Source organism: Corallococcus sp. Z5C101001 (assembly GCF_007352635.1).
Classification (GTDB): domain Bacteria; phylum Myxococcota; class Myxococcia; order Myxococcales; family Myxococcaceae; genus Corallococcus; species Corallococcus silvisoli.
Genome location: NZ_VKLU01000009.1, coordinates 161,874 through 176,863 on the forward strand (window position 1 = coordinate 161,874; position 14,990 = coordinate 176,863).

The 14,990-nt window shown below is 70.3% G+C and carries 16 protein-coding genes; 14 read left to right on the forward strand and 2 right to left on the reverse strand.

Going from position 1 to position 14,990, the window contains the following annotated elements; translation table 11 throughout:
• The first annotated feature begins 20 nt into the window (after positions 1–20).
• From FOF48_RS21265 to FOF48_RS21325, 13 genes are all read left to right on the forward strand, one after another.
• Positions 21–1,166, forward strand: coding sequence for an acyl-CoA dehydrogenase family protein (locus tag FOF48_RS21265; RefSeq protein WP_143904550.1), 1,146 nt, complete (start codon positions 21–23; stop codon positions 1,164–1,166).
• Positions 1,166–2,029: a hypothetical protein gene (locus FOF48_RS21270; RefSeq protein WP_186002008.1), complete on the forward strand. Its 864-nt coding sequence runs from the start codon at positions 1,166–1,168 to the stop codon at positions 2,027–2,029. The genes FOF48_RS21265 and FOF48_RS21270 overlap by 1 nt, the downstream gene beginning before the upstream one ends.
• A 14-nt stretch (positions 2,030–2,043) precedes the next feature.
• A complete protein-coding gene (gene rnc / locus FOF48_RS21275) occupies positions 2,044–2,820 on the forward strand; it encodes a ribonuclease III (RefSeq protein WP_186002021.1) in 777 nt (258 codons plus the stop codon).
• Positions 2,821–2,887: 67 nt separating this feature from the next.
• The gene (locus tag FOF48_RS21280) at positions 2,888–3,562 is read left to right on the forward strand and encodes a peptidylprolyl isomerase (protein ID WP_143904555.1); all 675 of its coding nucleotides are present in this window, start codon (positions 2,888–2,890) and stop codon (positions 3,560–3,562) included.
• Positions 3,559–4,116, forward strand: coding sequence for a peptidylprolyl isomerase (locus tag FOF48_RS21285; protein WP_143904557.1), 558 nt, complete (start codon positions 3,559–3,561; stop codon positions 4,114–4,116). The genes FOF48_RS21280 and FOF48_RS21285 overlap by 4 nt, the downstream gene beginning before the upstream one ends.
• Positions 4,117–4,224: 108 nt before the next feature.
• Positions 4,225–5,178, forward strand: a complete 954-nt coding sequence (era, locus tag FOF48_RS21290) for a GTPase Era (RefSeq protein WP_143904559.1) — start codon at positions 4,225–4,227, stop codon at positions 5,176–5,178.
• Between the two features lie 67 nt (positions 5,179–5,245).
• On the forward strand, positions 5,246–6,661 hold the full coding sequence (gene der / locus FOF48_RS21295; protein ID WP_143904561.1) for a ribosome biogenesis GTPase Der: 1,416 nt from the start codon (positions 5,246–5,248) through the stop codon (positions 6,659–6,661).
• Between the two features lie 97 nt (positions 6,662–6,758).
• Positions 6,759–7,568 carry a tol-pal system YbgF family protein gene (locus FOF48_RS21300; RefSeq protein ID WP_370456601.1) on the forward strand — a complete coding sequence of 270 codons (810 nt, stop codon included), beginning with the start codon at positions 6,759–6,761 and terminating at the stop codon, positions 7,566–7,568.
• Positions 7,569–7,581: 13 nt separating this feature from the next.
• Positions 7,582–8,760, forward strand: a complete 1,179-nt coding sequence (locus FOF48_RS21305) for a PQQ-binding-like beta-propeller repeat protein (protein ID WP_143904565.1) — start codon at positions 7,582–7,584, stop codon at positions 8,758–8,760.
• Positions 8,757–9,194: a (deoxy)nucleoside triphosphate pyrophosphohydrolase gene (locus FOF48_RS21310; RefSeq protein WP_143904567.1), complete on the forward strand. Its 438-nt coding sequence runs from the start codon at positions 8,757–8,759 to the stop codon at positions 9,192–9,194. The genes FOF48_RS21305 and FOF48_RS21310 overlap by 4 nt, the downstream gene beginning before the upstream one ends.
• Positions 9,194–10,069: a ribonuclease H-like domain-containing protein gene (locus FOF48_RS21315; RefSeq protein ID WP_143904793.1), complete on the forward strand. Its 876-nt coding sequence runs from the start codon at positions 9,194–9,196 to the stop codon at positions 10,067–10,069. Before FOF48_RS21310 ends, FOF48_RS21315 begins: the two co-directional genes overlap by 1 nt.
• A gap of 8 nt (positions 10,070–10,077) precedes the next feature.
• Positions 10,078–11,148: a hypothetical protein gene (locus FOF48_RS21320; protein ID WP_143904569.1), complete on the forward strand. Its 1,071-nt coding sequence runs from the start codon at positions 10,078–10,080 to the stop codon at positions 11,146–11,148.
• Between the two features lie 69 nt (positions 11,149–11,217).
• Positions 11,218–12,096: a DUF3014 domain-containing protein gene (locus FOF48_RS21325; protein WP_143904571.1), complete on the forward strand. Its 879-nt coding sequence runs from the start codon at positions 11,218–11,220 to the stop codon at positions 12,094–12,096.
• A gap of 3 nt (positions 12,097–12,099) precedes the next feature.
• Here FOF48_RS21325 and FOF48_RS21330 read toward each other — a convergent pair whose 3' ends face one another.
• A complete protein-coding gene (locus FOF48_RS21330; RefSeq protein WP_143904573.1) occupies positions 12,100–12,657 on the reverse strand; it encodes a hypothetical protein in 558 nt (185 codons plus the stop codon).
• A 290-nt stretch (positions 12,658–12,947) separates the two neighbouring features.
• On the opposite strand from FOF48_RS21330, the gene FOF48_RS21335 reads away from it, so the two are divergent.
• A complete protein-coding gene (locus tag FOF48_RS21335; RefSeq protein ID WP_143904575.1) occupies positions 12,948–13,643 on the forward strand; it encodes a hemerythrin domain-containing protein in 696 nt (231 codons plus the stop codon).
• Here FOF48_RS21335 and FOF48_RS21340 read toward each other — a convergent pair.
• A complete protein-coding gene (locus FOF48_RS21340; protein ID WP_143904577.1) occupies positions 13,640–14,977 on the reverse strand; it encodes an amidohydrolase family protein in 1,338 nt (445 codons plus the stop codon). The two genes, FOF48_RS21335 and FOF48_RS21340, sit on opposite strands and share 4 nt — an antisense overlap.
• Between the last annotated feature and the right edge of the window lie 13 nt (positions 14,978–14,990).

Here is a 14,990-nt window from a genome sequence, read left to right on the forward strand (position 1 = left end):
GCTAGATTCCGCTCCCGACCATGGACTTCGAACTCCCCGACAGCCACCGCGCCCTCCAGGCCTCCCTCCGTGAATTCTGCGAACGCCGCGTGAAGCCCTACGCCCGCGAGTGGGACAAGGACGAGAAGTTCCCCCTGGAGGTGGTGCGGGAGCTGGGCCAGCTGGGCGTGCTGGGCATGCTCGTCTCGGAGGAGTACGGGGGGGCGGGCATGGACTCGCTCGCCGTGGCGGTGGCGGTGGAGGAGATCGCCCGCTACGACGGCTCGCTCGCGCTGACCGTGGCCAGCCACAACGGCCTGGGCACCAGCCACGTGCGCGTGTTCGGCAACAAGGCGCAGCACCAGCGCTACCTGCCGAAGCTGGCCACCGGCGAGTGGCTGGGCGCGTGGGGCCTCACCGAGCCGGGATCCGGTTCGGACGCGTCCGGCATGCGCACCACCGCCGTGAGGAAGGGCGACAAGTGGGTGCTCAACGGCGCCAAGATGTTCATCACCCAGGGCACGGTGGGTGACGTGTTCGTGGTGCTCGCGCTCACGTCGCCGGAGAAGCGCCAGAAGGGCATCACCGCCTTCGTGCTGGAGAAGGGCCACCCTGGCTTCAGCCAGCGCTCCATCCACGGGAAGCTGGGCATGCGCTCGTCGGACACCGCGGAGCTCATCCTGGAGAACGTGGAGGTCGGTGACGACGCCATCGTGGGCGAGGTGGACCGCGGCTTCATCGACACGCTGAAGATCCTGGACAAGGGCCGCATCACCATTGGCGCGCTGTCGGTGGGGCTGCTGCGCGGGGCGCTGGAGGAGTCGGTGGCGTACTCGCGCGACCGCACCGCGTTCGGCCAGCCCATTGGCGAGTTCCAGGGCCTGCGCTGGATGATGGCGGACATGAAGACGGACCTGGAGGCGGCGCGCCTGCTGGTGCACCGCGCGGCGCGGCTCGCGGACGCGGGGAGGCCGTACTCGCAGGAGGCCTCCATGGCGAAGCTCTTCGCCTCCGAGGCGGCCATGCGTGCCTGCAACAAGGCCGTGCAGATCCACGGCGGCTACGGCTACACGCGCGAGTTCCCCGTGGAGCGCTACCTGCGCGACGCCAAGCTCTGTGAGATTGGAGAGGGCACGAGCGAGATCCAGCGCACCATCATCGCCCGCGAGACCTTCAAAGGGGCCTGATGGATACCGCTCGGCTGCGAGAGCTGGGGCTCCAGGTCCGCGAGGAAGCCGCCGGCATCGAGGTGATGCTGGACCTGGAGGCCGCGTCCCTGGTGAACCCCATCACCAAGGACTTCATCACGGAAGTGTCCTTCCAGGTCCTGGGCGACCGGCTCATCCCCATCGCGCCCGCCGCGGTGGTGGGCATGACGCCCATCCTGCTCTCCGCCATCGACGCGGCGGAGGAGATGCAGGCGCTGCTGCTGGACACCTTCAGCGACCACGTCTTCCACCTGCAGCGCCGCTCGGAGGAGCTGCAGCTGCTGGGCCTGCCCGCGGACGTGGATCCGCAGTCGCTGGTGCTGGCCACGACGGTGAAGGAGGGCCCGCTCGTCGTGAAGCTGGTGGCGGACCGGCAGGGCAACTTCCGCGTCGCGGAGGCCCGGCGCAACGGGGAGGAGCTGATCACCGCGGCGGGCCACGTCATCGAGCTGTCGGAGTTCCGCGAGCGGGCGGCGCTCACGGGCTACCTGTCCGCGCTCCTGGGCGAGCCGGTGGCGCGCACCCCGCAGAGCGCGCCCGGTTCGGAGCCGGTGCGCTTCGTGGAGGTGGTGGAGAAGTTCGGCCCGCAGGCCCTGGTGCCGCCGCGCAGCAGCCTGGAGCTGCTGGCGCAGTTGCAGGTGGAGGGGCGGGTGTACCGCTTCGCCGCCGCGCGCATCGCGGGGCGGACCTTCCGGGGCCTGCTCGCCGGCACCCAGGGCAAGGTGTGGGCGGGCCGCTTCGAACTGGATGAGTTCCCCGGGGTGGTGCGGATGGTGGCGGATCTGTTGAAGGTTGCTCCCGAGGCCGTGCGCCTCGTGGGCCCGGACGCGCCCCAGGAGTGAGCCGCGTGGAGAAGATGACCCTGGCCGAGCGGGTGCAAGCCCTGGAGGCCCGCCTGGGAGTGGAGTTCTCCAAGCGAGACCTCGCCCTGGAAGCCCTGACGCACAAGACGTACGTCAACGAGAACCGGGACCAGAACCTCAAGGACAACCAGCGCCTGGAGTTCCTGGGCGACGCGGTGGTGGACCTGGCGGTGTCCCACCGGCTGATGGACCGCTGCCCCGGTGTCCCCGAGGGCGAGCTCACCAAGATGCGCGCCCGCATCGTCCACGAGGAGGGCCTGGCCCGCGTGGCCCGGGGCCTGCGCCTGGGCGAGCTGCTGCTGCTGGGCCGGGGCGAGTCCCAGTCCGGGGGCCGCGACAAGAACTCGCTCCTCGCGGACGCGCTGGAGGCGGTGCTGGGCGCGGTGTACCTGAGCGGCGGCCTGGAGCCGGCCCTGGCGCTGGTGGACCGGTGCTTCGGGGAGGTGGTGGAGGAGGTGGCCTCGGGCGCGGGGCGCCTGGACTACAAGACGCTCCTCCAGGAGCTCTCCCACGAGAAGCTCAAGCTGTCCCCGCGCTACCGGGTGGTGGCGGAGTCGGGCCCGGAGCACTCCAAGGTCTTCGAGGTGGAGGTGTGTATCGGGGAGACCGTGTACGCCCGGGCCAACGGCCGGAACAAGAAGGAGGCCGAGCAGTCCGCCGCGCGCACCACCCTGGAGCGCCTTCGGGCGGCCCCAGCCCCGGAATCCGGGGCGGAGGTGGCTCCGGCGGAGGCCGTGGGAGGGACTTCGCCAGACGACCCTCCGGCGTGAAAGCCCTTGGAGGGGGAGGGGGGTGGGGGGTAGGGTCCGCGCCTTCCTGCCCTGGAGGCCGTCCCGTATGCACCGTCTTCTCGGTATCACCGTGGCGCTGGCCGCAGTCGCGGCGTTGGCCGCCGAGCCCGCAGTGGGCCCCTGGACGAAGAAGGTCCAGGCCGGCAAGGACGTCTACGCGACCCTGAAGACGAGCCAGGGCGTCATCACCGTGAAGCTCTTCTCCAAGGACGCCCCGAAGACGGTGGAGAACTTCGTCGGGCTCGCCACGGGCGAGAAGACCTGGACCGACCCGAAGACCGGCGAGCCGGTGAAGGGCAAGCCCCTCTACGCGGGCACCGTCTTCCACCGCGTCATCCCGGGCTTCATGATCCAGGGCGGCGACCCCACCGGCACCGGCATGGGCGACCCGGGCTACCGCTTCGAGGACGAGTTCCAGAGCGGCCGCAGCTTCGACAAGCCGGGCCTGCTGGCCATGGCCAACGCGGGGCCGAACACCAACGGCAGCCAGTTCTTCATCACCACCTCCACGCCCGCGCACCTCACCGGCCGCCACACCCTCTTCGGCGAGGTCGTCACCGGCTACGACGTGGTGGAGAAGATCGCCAGCGTGCCCCGCAGCGCCCAGGATCGGCCCCAGACGCCGGTGGTGCTCACCTCCGTCACGCTGAGCGACAAGGCCCCCAAGCAGGCGGCCGCCGCCAGGCCCAAGGCCACCGCCACCCCGAGTCCCGCCCAATGAGCTTCATGGAGCAGGCCCGCGCGGGCGTGGAGCTGTACGGCACCTTCGACACCACCGAGGGGCGCATCGTGGTGCGCCTGTTCTCCCAGGAGTCTCCGAGGACGGTGGAGAACTTCGTGGGGCTGGCCAGCGGGGAGAAGGACTGGAAGCACCCCATCACCAGCGAGACCATGCACGGCCGCCCGCTCTACGACGGCACGCTCTTCTTCCGCTGCATCAAGGACTTCATGATCCAGGGCGGGGATCCGACCAGCCGGGGCAACGGTGGGCCGGGCTTCCGTTTCGAGGATGAGTTCCAGGGCGGCCGGCGTTTCGACAAGAAGGGCGTGTTGGCCATGGGCAACACGGGCCCCAACACCAATGGCAGTCAGTTCTTCATCACCGCGGCACCACAGCCCCACCTGGACAACCGGTACACCATCTTCGGCGAGGTGGTGGCGGGGCAGGACGTGGTGGACCGCATCGCCAATGAGCTTCCCAAGGACTCGAACGACCGTCCGCGCCGGGACGTGCGCATCCAGACGTTGACCCTCTCCACGGCGCGGCCGTCCTAAGCCGTCCGCCGCCGTCCGCCGCCGTCCGCCGCCGTTCCCAGCGGTTCCAGTGGTTTCCCCGGGGCCTTCCTTCCGCGGTCGGAAGGCCCACTGATCATCTCCGGAAGTATGGCCTCCCAGTCCCAGAAGAAGACCCCTCGCGCTGGCTTCGCCGCGCTCATCGGCCGGCCCAACGTGGGCAAGAGCACGCTGCTCAACGCGCTCACGGGCGAGAAGATCGCCATCGTCTCGCCCAAGCCGCAGACCACCCGCAACCGCATCCTGGGCGTCGTCACGCGCCCGGAGGGGCAGGTGGCGTTCATCGACACCCCCGGCATCCACCAGGCCAAGGGGGAGCTCAACCGCTACATGGTGGAGGCCGCCATCTCCGCGGCCGAGGAGGTGGACCTGGTCCTCTTCCTCATCGAGCCACCCCAGGGCGAGACGCTGGAGGTGACGCCGGGCAACCGCGACATCCTCGAGCGGCTGCAGAAGGTGGGCAAGCCCACCTTCCTGGTCATCAACAAGATCGACTCCATCCCCAAGTCGAAGCTGCTGCCGCTCATCGCGCTCTATGGCCAGGAGTTCCCCTTCGCGGAGGTGGTGCCCATCTCCGCGCGGGAGAAGGACGGCGTGGAGCACCTGTTCCAGGTGGTGCTGGGCCACATGCAGGAGGGCGAGCCCCTCTTCGCGGAGGACATGCTCACGGACCAGCAGGAGCGCGTGCTGGTGGCGGAGTACATCCGCGAGCAGGTGCTCCGGCACTGCCGGCAGGAGATTCCGTACTCCACCGCGGTGCTGGTGGACGTGTTCGACGAATCCGAGCGCGAGCCGCGCCCCGGCACGCCCCCGGGCCAGCTGGGCGGCCTCATCCGCATCGCGGCCTCCATCTACGTGGAGCGCGACAGCCAGAAGGCCATCCTGATTGGCAAGCAGGGGCAGATGCTGAAGCTGATTGGCACGGACGCGCGCAAGTCGGTGCAGCGCCTGCTGGGCGCGCACGTGTACCTGGACCTGCGCGTGCGCGTGGAGGCCCGCTGGAGCGAGCGCGCCGCGGGCCTGCGCAAGCTGGGGTACGAGTGATGTCGCCGTCGTCGCTGAAGCCGAAGTCGTCGCCGCAGAAGTCGTCGTCGCTGTCGAAAGAGACTCCATGAAGCCGCTGGTCGCCATTGTCGGTCGCCCCAACGTGGGCAAGAGCACGCTGTTCAACCGCCTGGTGGGCCGCCGCATCGCGCTCGTGGAGGACGAGCCGGGCGTCACCCGCGACCGGCACTACGCGGACGCGGAGTGGGAGGGGCGCGCCTTCACGCTCATCGACACCGGCGGCTTCGTCCCCGGTGAGAAGGACTCGCTGCTCAAGCAGGTGCGCGAGCAGGCGCAGTTCGCGGTGGAGGAGTGCGACGTCATCATCTTCGTCGTGGACGCCCGCGCGGGGATGACGACCGCGGACGAGGCCGTCGCCAACTACCTGCGCAAGGCGGGCAAGCCCGTCGTGGTCGCCGCCAACAAGCTGGACAACGAGTCCGGGCAGATGCAGTCGCTGGCGGGCGAGTTCTTCCGCCTGGGCCTGGGCGACGTGAACGCCATGTCCGCGGAGCACAACCTGGGCATGGGCAGCCTGATGGACTCCGTCGTGGGCAAGCTGCCCGCGAAGGTGGAGGGCGAGGACGCGGAGGCGCCGCCGGACGACGGGAAGATCCGCGTGGCCATCATCGGCCGGCCCAACGTGGGCAAGAGCACGCTGGTCAACGCCATCCTGAAGGAGAAGCGCGTCGTCACGAGCGACATCGCGGGCACCACGCGCGACCCCATCGACTCCGAGGTGACGTACAAGGGCCAGCAGCTCATCCTCACGGACACCGCGGGCATCCGGCGCAAGAAGACCATCGCGCACCAGGTGGAGCAGTACTCCGTCATCGCCGCGCTCAAGGTGCTGGAGCGCAGCGACGTGGCGGTGCTGCTGATGGACGCCACGGAGCCCGCGGTGGATCAGGACGCGAAGCTCGCGGGCCTGTCCATGGACCGGGGCCGCGCGCTGGTCATCGTGGTGAACAAGTGGGACCTCATCGCGGAGGACAAGCGCCGCCAGGAGGCCTTCCGCGACGACCTCAAGCTCGCGCTCAAGTTCGTGGGCTACGCGCCGGTCATCTTCACGTCCGCCCTGCACGGCTCCAAGGTGGAGAAGGTGGTGGACGTGGCGGTGGAGCTGGCCAAGCAGTTCCGGTTCCGGGCGCCCACGCCGCAGCTCAACCGGCTGCTGGATTACATGGTGGACAACAACCCGGCACCCATCGTGAAGGGCAAGCCGCTCCGCCTGTACTACATCGCCCAGGTGACGGCGGCGCCGCCGACGTTCGCGCTCACCTGCAATGCCCCGGAAGGCGTTCCGGACATGTACAAGCGCTACATCACCAACCAGATCCGCAAGACGTTCGATTTGCGGGTCCCCATCCGCCTGCTCTTCCGCGAGCGTCCAGGCAAGGCCAAGCGCGAGGCCCGCAAGAACCCGCACCTGGCGGCCAAGGGCGGCAAGGGTGGGAAGCGGGCAGGGCGAGAGCGCGACTGACCCGCGCTCGCGCGTTGACACTCCCAGCGGGCGCTCTTTACAGTGCGCCGCTTTCCCAGAGCGAAGAGCACCGTCGAAGCCGGAGAGAGGTCCCTTCATCGTGGCCCAGCAGAAGACCGAGAAGATTCGCCAGCAGGAGCTTCGTCAGCCGGACGCCTTCCAGAAGGTGGGGGCGGACGCGCGCGACTGGCTGATGCAGCGCCAGAAGTTCCTCGCCATTGGCGCCGGCGTCCTGGTGCTGGGCGCGGTGGGCTTCGCCATTGGCAGCGAAGTCTCCAAGCGCGGCGAGGAGACGGCCTCCATGCAACTGGGGCAGGCCCTCACCGTCCTGGACCGCCCCGTGACGGGCGTGGACCCGGCGGACCCCACCTCCACGGAGACGCCGTTCCCGACGGTGGCTGCCCGTGATGAGGAGGTCGTCAAGCAGCTGTCCGGCTTCCGCAAGGAGCACCCGGGCACCCGCGCGGCGACCACGGCGGCCCTGCCGCAGGCCAAGGCGGAGTTCCGCCTGGGCAAGTACGACGACGCGCTGGCGTCCCTGGGGGCGTTCCTCCAGGGTTCACCGGAGAACGATGCCCTGCGCGCGAGCGCCCTGGAGGGCCAGGGCTACGCCTACGAGGCCAAGGGCGACTACGCCAACGCCATCACCTCCTTCGAGCAGATGGAGAAGGCGGACTCGGGCGAGTACCTGGTCGGCATGGGGCAGTACCACAAGGCCCGCATGCTCATCCTTCAGGGCAAGAAGGACGAGGCGGCGCAGGTGCTGTCGAAGATTCCCACCGACCACCCGAACAGCGCCGCGGCCCGCCAGGCCACCGAGCGCATGGCGGTCCTGGCCGCGGAAGGCGTGAAGATTCCCACGCCGGCACCGCCGCCGGCCGCGACGACGGAAACGGACGCGGGGTAGCGATACGGCGCTCATGACCATGCGGCTCTCTCGGTGGAAGCGGTGGGTGGGAATGGTGGCCGGGGTGGGACTCCTGGCCGGGTGCGCGCGGGTGCCGCTGTACGGCAACCCGGAGCTGCCCGCGGCGCCCCGGCAGCCGCCGGTGGACTACTTCCACGTGGATTGGTGGACGGGGCTGGTGGAGAAGGTTCCGCTGCTGGAGTACTCGCCGCGTGAGCCCGCCTCCCCGGTGTACGACCCGGAGAGCAAGAACGTCATCGCGCAGACGCGCGACGGCTTCATCCACGCGGTGGGCCCGGACGGCCAGGAGCGCTGGTCCTTGCGCACCGGCGCCCGGGCGCTCGCGGGGGCCATGGCCAGCGAGGGCGTCATCTACGCGCCCGGCGGCGACGGCGTCCTGTATGCACTGGACGGCCGCACCGGCGCGGTGAAGTGGAAGTACGCCACGAACGAGTCCCTGGCCACGGTGCCCGTGCTGGCGGACGGGCTGATCCTGGTGGCCACGGACACCGACACGGTGTTCGCGGTGAAGGCGACGGACGGCACGTGGGTGTGGCAGTACCGCCGCGATCCGCCGTCGGGCTTCACCATCCGGGGCGCGTCCGCGCCGAGGGTGGACCAGGGCACCGCGTACATCGGCTTCTCCGACGGCTTCGTCGTCGCCCTCAAGGTAGATGACGGCGGCGTCGTCTGGGAGAAGGCGCTGTCGGGCACCGGGACGGAGTTCCTGGACGTGGACACCACTCCGGCCATCGATTCGGCGGGGCGGCTCTACGTGGCCTCGTACAAGAACGGCCTGTACGCGCTGGAGGCGGACTCGGGCGCTGTCATCTGGAACACCAGCGTGGGCGGCCTGACGTCGCTGCTCTCGCGGGGTGAGGTGGTGTTCGCCAGCGGCGACGGCCGCGTGGACGCCTACCTGGGGGAGACAGGGAAGCTCATCTGGTCGCTTCGCCTCAAGGATAGGACGGCGCTGGCTCCGGTGTTGGCTCGGGGAATGCTGCTGATCCCCAACGAGCGCGCGTTGCTGTTCGTGGACCCGACGACGGGCAAGACGCGCATGTCGTGGAACCCCGGCGTGGGTGTCTCCGCGCCGCCGTTCGTCGTGGGCTCGCGGGTGTACGTGCTGTCGAACAACGCGTACCTGTACTCGCTGGACATGAACAAGGTGAAGCTGGGGCCGCGCGGGTGACGCGCGCCGTGCCCCGGACGGTGCGGGTGGTGGCGGCGCTGATTCCCCGGCCCGGTCCGGAAGACGGCGGGCCGCGGTACCTGGTGCAGCAGCGCCTTCCTGGCGGAAGCCGGGCGCTGCTCTGGGAGTTCCCCGGCGGCAAGGTGGAGGCCGGCGAGACGGACGAGGCCGCCCTGGCGCGCGAGTGCCGCGAGGAGCTGGACGTGGAGCTGTCCGTGGGCCGGCGCCTGTGGGAAGGGCGGCACACGTACCCGGACCTCACGGTGGAGCTCATCCTGTACGCGGCCACGCTGGTGTCGGGTGAGCCGAAGCCCCTGGGCGCGCATCAGCTGGCGTTCCACACGCCCACGCAGATGCAGGCGCTGCCGTTCTGCGAGGCGGACGTGCCGCTCCTGGATGATCTGCTGGCGGGAAGGCTGGGTGCGCTCGATTGATGCTTCAGCACACGTTCCAGCACATCCCGGGCGTGGGGCCGTGGCGCGAGAAGGACCTGTGGTCCAAGGGCATCCGGACCTGGGATGACTTCCCGGACGGCGGCATCGTCATCAGCCGCAAGGCGGACGCGGTGGCCCGCCAGCGCATCGCGGAGGCCCGCGAAGCCCTGGCCCGGAAGGACCTGAAGGAGCTGGCCCGCCTGGTGCCGCCGCGCGAGCACTGGCGCCTGTTCCCGGAGTTCCAGGAGGACGCCGTCTACTTCGACATCGAGACGGACGGCAGCCAGACGCAGGTGCCCACGGTGGTGAGCCTGTTCGACGCCGCGGGGCTGCACGTCTTCATCCAGGGCCGGAACATGGACGCGCTGCCGGAGGCCATGGCGGCGCGGCGGTTGTGGGTGACGTTCAACGGTTCGTGCTTCGACGTGCCGGTGCTGAAGGAGTACTTCGGCGCGAAGCGCTTCCCGGTGCCGGAGGCGCACATCGATCTGCGCTTCGTCACGCGGCGGCTGGGGATGGGCGGCGGCCTGAAGGAGATTGAAGACAAGCTGGGCGTGGGCCGGCCGCCGCACCTGAAGGGCGTCAACGGCTACGACGCGGTGCTGCTGTGGCGCGCGTACCTGCGGCGCGGCGACGTGGAGGCCTTGCGCTACCTGGTGGAGTACAACCTCTACGACTCGTTCCAGCTGCGGTCACTGATGGACCTGTCCTACAACAAGGGCGCGGACGACCTGAATCTGGACGTCCCCCGGCTGAAGGTCTTCGAGCGCGGGGATCTCTTGTACGACGTGAGCCGACTGCTGTTGGAACTGGGCCCCACCGAGCGCGACGTGGACACGCTCGCGCGCGTGCGGGCCATGGAGCAGGATTCCTGAGCGGCCAGGTGGTCCCCTGGGTCGGCCGGCCGCGGCCCGGCGCCCCCTGGGGCATTCCCAGCCGTCGCGTGGCGCTCACCCGGCTCACGGCCCTGCCGGTGACGGACGCGGACTGGGCCGGGGATGGCTTCATCCTGAGCCCCACGGGCGAGGCCCTGGGATTGGCCCTGGGCGCGCGACGGCTCGCGGTGCTGGGGGCCGGGGACGCGTGGCCTCCCGAGCGTTCGCTGGAGCTGCCCCGGACGGCGCAGCTGGTCGCGCTGCATCCGTCGCTCCAGGGCGTGGCGGTGCTCGGGCCAGGGTGGATTGAGATGATGGGCCTGGGGCCGGACGCGGACTCGGTGGGCACGACGGCGCGCACCTGGACACGGCCCACGCAGGCGCTGGGCTTCGATGTTACCGGTCAGGGGTTGTGGACGAGTGACGTGGTGGACGGAAGGGCGTCCGTGCGGGTGGTGGACGCCCGGACGCTGTCGGACGTCGCGGGGATGGAGACGGGGCTCGACGCGCCCCCGCTGGGCGAGGACGACCTGGATGGCCTGCATGAATGGATGCCGCACCCGCGCCTGCCGGTGATGGGCGTGTCGGTGAGCCGGGGGCAGGACGGCACCTGGCTCACGCTGGTGGAGCGCGGCCCGGCGGGGCTGATCCGGGGCGCGGTGGTGGCGTCCGTGGACGCGCCGTTCTATCCGGCGGGCTTCGTGCCGGACGGCTCGGGGTTCATCGGCGTGGGTGGCACCTGGGTGCGGCGCTGGACGTACCCGGAGGGGACGCAGGCGGCCGAGTTCCTGCTGCCGGAACAGGGAACGCTCGCCACGGGGTACTCCGGGTTGGTGACGGCAGGGGCGGTGCTGGTGGCGGTGGAGGACCTGTTGGCGGCGGGGGAGTGGTACCTGCTTCAGCTGGACCCCGTGACGCTGCGGCCCGTGTGCGCGTGGGAGCTGCCGCTGTCCACGGAGACCGTGACGTCGGTGCACCTGCTGCCCGGTGGCTTCATCCTTTCGCCCGAGGATGGCCAGCTCTGGCGCCTGCCCGACGAAGTCCTTTCGGCCGTGTCCGAGCCCGCCACCGTCCTGTGAACAGAGTCCCTGGGGATTGTTCAGGGCCGCGTGGAATGGCCTGGAAGGCTGTCTGTAAGGTCCGGGACCATGAGTGATCCAAACTTCGTGAACGCGCCCCCTGGAGGAGTCCCACCGCCGCCGGAGGCCGAGCCGCCAAAGACGCCTTCGCGCGGCAAGGTGCTGGGCATTCTGGTCGCGTTGATGGTCGTGGCGTTGGCGGCTTCGTATTTCGGCCTGAAGCGCCAATCCGAACCGGAGCCCGTGGCGGCGGCCCCGGTGGTGGACGCGGGCGTGGAGGCGGCACCGCCGGAGGTGCCACTGGCGGAGAGCGACAGCCGGGTCCGGGACGTGGTGGGCAAGCTGTCGGTGGACCCGGAGCTGGCGCGATGGCTCCAGGAGCGTGACCTGGCGCGCCGGTTCACCGCGTCCGTGAGCAACATCGCCGACGGCGAGAGCCCCCGGGCCTCGCTGCTGTTCATGGCCCCCGTGGGGGCGTTCCAGGTGGGCGAGGCGGCCGCGAACGGGCGGTCGGAGATCGCTCCGCTGAGCTACGCGCGCTACGACGTGGTGGCCCGGGTGCTGGGCTCGCTGGACGTGTCCGGCGCGGCGATGGTGTACCGGGAGCTGAAGCCGCTCGTCGATCAGGCCTACGGGGAGATCGCGCCGCCGGGACAGCGCTTCGAGACGGCCTTCGGTCGGGCCATCCAGCACCTGTTGGTGGTGCCGGTGCCGCGGGGGCCTGTCGAGGTGGAGTCCAAGGGCGCGCTCTATGTCTACGCGGCGCCGGAGCTGGAGGCGCTGAGCAAGGCCCAGAAGCACTTGCTGCGGATGGGGCCCGGGAACATGCGGCTCATCCAGGCGAAGCTTCGGGAGGTCCGGACGGCGCTGAACCTGCCGACCCCGGCGCCCGCGACGCCCGAACCGTTGCCGGATCAGGCGCCGGGGCAGTCGCAGACCGAGGAATGACGGCTACTTGTGCTTCTTTTTGCCGCCCTTGGCGGGCGCCGCCGGCGGCTTTGGCTTTTCCTTGTCGCCGGCGATCTGGAACGCGGCCCGGAGGTCGTCCACGTCGCGGCCGCGCGAGTCCTGGAACGCCGTGCCTGTTTGGGCGTCCACGACCAGCGTGTACGAGTAGCCGGTCTTGAGCGGCTGCGGCAGGTGGATGCGGTAGACGAGGCCGTCGTCGGACTCGGTCACGGAGTCGTCGGAGACCATGGCCCGGTCGGCTTCGTCCATCAGCCGGACGCGGTAGTTGCGCAGGGGCAGCGTGCTGCGCAGCTCCAGGTCCGAGGTGGACTCCACCAGGGGTTTTTCCTCCAGGGACAGCGGGATGAGCGCGAGCCCGGCGTCCGGAGCCTGGTACTGGAGCGTGAAGGCCACGGCCTCGGGGGCCGCGTCCGGGGTCGCCGTGGCCCTGGCGGGACCGCCGTCCGCGGTGGCCTGGGGCGTCTTGTCGGGGCAGCCCGTGAGCAGGGCCGCGGTGAGGCCGCAGAGCGCGGCGAGTCCGGTTCGTCGGAGGAGACGCATGGGGCGGCAACGTATGTGCCAGACACGGACTCGGGAAGCCCGAGATCACGAGCCTGAGAGCCCGCCGGGCCGGTTGCGCGGACGTCCACGAAGGCCGGGGGACAGCGCCGGAAGCACCTGGAATCCTTCAGGATGCCCTGGCAATGACGTCTGATAAGAAGCGTTATGTAAACTAAGCCTCTGGGGTCCCAGGGGCGCATTCGTGGGACCACTTCCCCGTTTCCTTTTGGACGGCGTCCCTGCCCGCCGTCGTGTTGGCGCGCGATGGGCGGCATGGGATCCGTTCGCACATGCGGAATCCCGGTCGCCGTGACGTCGTGTCCGCCGTGCTGTTGGGGAGCCTTGGCGTCGCCGCGACCGCCCTTTCCGCGGCGCCCAGGCCCCGGGGAAAGCCGCTGGCGGTCAACGCCACCGAGGACCTGATGCGCGAGCACGGCGTCATCCGGCGCACCCTTCTGGTCTACGACGAACTCGCGCGGCGCCTGCGGACCCCTGGGGAGACCGCTCCTGCCGAGGTGCTCTCCCAGGCCGCGGGCCTCATGGCCCGGTTTGGCGAGGGCTACCACGAGAAGCTCGAGGAAACCGAGGTGTTCCCACCCCTGGTCAAGGCCGGCCAGCAGAAACCGCTCGTCGACGTGCTCCTCGCGCAGCACGCGGCCGGCCGCGCACTGACCCAGGGCTTCCTCGCGGCGGCGAACAGCCCGGACGCCCTATCGAAGCCGGACTCCCGCTCGCGCGTGGCCCAGCAGCTCACGCAGTTCACCCGCATGTACCAGGCCCACGCGGCGCGTGAGGACACGGTGCTCTTTCCCGCCTTCCGGTCGCTCTTCGCGGCGAAGGACTTCGAGGCGCTGGGAGATCGCTTCGAGGAACAGGAACACCGCCTGCTCGGGAGCGATGGCTTCGAGAAGGCGCTCGACGAGGTCGCGCGGCTGGAGCGCGCCCTGGGCATCCACGACCTGGCTGGGTTCACCCCCAGGACTTAAGGCGTCGTGGCCACGGGCTCGCCGGGCGCCGTGTCGTTGCGGTGGATCACGCCCTCCTTCATCACGAAGAGGACCTTCTGGGTGACGCGGATGTCCTGGAGGGGGTTGCCGGGCACGGCGACGACGTCCGCCAGCTTCCCCGGCTCCAGCGTCCCCAGCCGGTCCGACACCCCGAGCAGCTCCGCCGCGTTCACGGTGGCGGTGCGCAGGGCCTCGGCGGGCGCCAGGCCGGCGTCCACCATCAGCCCGAACTCCTCCGCGTTGCGCCCATGGGCGAATACGCCCGCGTCCGTGCCGAACGCGATGCGCACCCCCAGGGAGATCGCCTTGCGCATCACCTGCTCTCGCCTCACATTCACGGCGCGCAGCTTGATGACGGTGGCCGGCGGCAGGCTGCCCTTGTCCGCCAGCTCCTTCACTCCGTAGAAGGCCAGGACTGTGGGCACGTACCAGGTGCCCTTGCTCTTCATCAGCTCCAGCGCCTCGTCGTCCATCAACGTGCCGTGCTCGATGGAGTCCACGCCCGCGCGGATGGCGCGCTTCGCCCCTTCCGCGCCGTGCGCGTGCGCGGCCACCTTGCGCCGGCGCGAGTGGGCTTCGTCCACCACCGCGTCCAGCTCCGCCTGGGTGAACTGCGGGGCGTCCGCGTCTCCGTTGAGGCTCAGCACGCCGCCCGTGGCGCACACCTTGATGACGTCCGCGCCGTACTTGAGGTTCTCTCGCACGAGGGCGCGCAGCGCGTCCGGGCCATCCGCCACGCCTCGGCTGGCGTCATGGGCCATCAGCCCCTTGCGCCAGGAGTTTCCGTGGTCACAGTGGCCGCCCGTGGTGCTCAGGGCGGACGTCGCGGCCAGGATGCGGGGCCCCACGACGGTGCCTCGCGCGATGGCGTTGCGCAGGCCCACGTCGATGAAGTCCTCCGAGCCCAGGTTGCGCACCGTGGTGAACCCCGCCATCAGCGTGGCACGCGCCCGCGGCAGCGTGTTCAACGTCTGCTCGGGGATGGTGCGCTGGAAGTTGTCGATGATGTCCTTGCGCCAATCGGGCCCGGGCTCCGCGCTCAGGTGCGTGTGCGCGTCCATGAAGCCCGGCAGGAGCGTGGCGTCGCCCAGGTCCACGACCGTCGCGCCTTCCGGCACGGGCGCCTTCGGGCCCACGCCCACCACCTTCCCCTCCGCCACCACCACCACGCCCGGGCTGACGATCTTCCCCGTCTTCGCATCGAAGAGCCGCGCCGCCTTGAGGACCTGGGTCGTCGTCCGGGCGGGCTCGGTGGCTTCGGCGGAATGGGACAGCGACAGCAGGAGGGAGCCAAGGAGCAGAGCGGGTCGCACGGTCCGCCGATGC

What these genes read in the sequence shown, in the direction of transcription:
- FOF48_RS21335 (WP_143904575.1), top strand. Translation starts at nt 12,948, where the DNA reads ATGCGGAATCCCGGTCGCCGTGACGTCGTGTCCGCCGTGCTGTTGGGG.
- FOF48_RS21285 (WP_143904557.1), top strand. Translation starts at nt 3,559, where the DNA reads ATGAGCTTCATGGAGCAGGCCCGCGCGGGCGTGGAGCTGTACGGCACC.
- era (WP_143904559.1), top strand. Translation starts at nt 4,225, where the DNA reads ATGGCCTCCCAGTCCCAGAAGAAGACCCCTCGCGCTGGCTTCGCCGCG.
- FOF48_RS21315 (WP_143904793.1), top strand. Translation starts at nt 9,194, where the DNA reads ATGCTTCAGCACACGTTCCAGCACATCCCGGGCGTGGGGCCGTGGCGC.
- FOF48_RS21330 (WP_143904573.1), bottom strand. Translation starts at nt 12,657, where the DNA reads ATGCGTCTCCTCCGACGAACCGGACTCGCCGCGCTCTGCGGCCTCACC.
- FOF48_RS21305 (WP_143904565.1), top strand. Translation starts at nt 7,582, where the DNA reads ATGACCATGCGGCTCTCTCGGTGGAAGCGGTGGGTGGGAATGGTGGCC.
- FOF48_RS21325 (WP_143904571.1), top strand. Translation starts at nt 11,218, where the DNA reads ATGAGTGATCCAAACTTCGTGAACGCGCCCCCTGGAGGAGTCCCACCG.
- der (WP_143904561.1), top strand. Translation starts at nt 5,246, where the DNA reads ATGAAGCCGCTGGTCGCCATTGTCGGTCGCCCCAACGTGGGCAAGAGC.
- rnc (WP_186002021.1), top strand. Translation starts at nt 2,044, where the DNA reads ATGACCCTGGCCGAGCGGGTGCAAGCCCTGGAGGCCCGCCTGGGAGTG.
- FOF48_RS21280 (WP_143904555.1), top strand. Translation starts at nt 2,888, where the DNA reads ATGCACCGTCTTCTCGGTATCACCGTGGCGCTGGCCGCAGTCGCGGCG.
- FOF48_RS21270 (WP_186002008.1), top strand. Translation starts at nt 1,166, where the DNA reads ATGGATACCGCTCGGCTGCGAGAGCTGGGGCTCCAGGTCCGCGAGGAA.
- FOF48_RS21265 (WP_143904550.1), top strand. Translation starts at nt 21, where the DNA reads ATGGACTTCGAACTCCCCGACAGCCACCGCGCCCTCCAGGCCTCCCTC.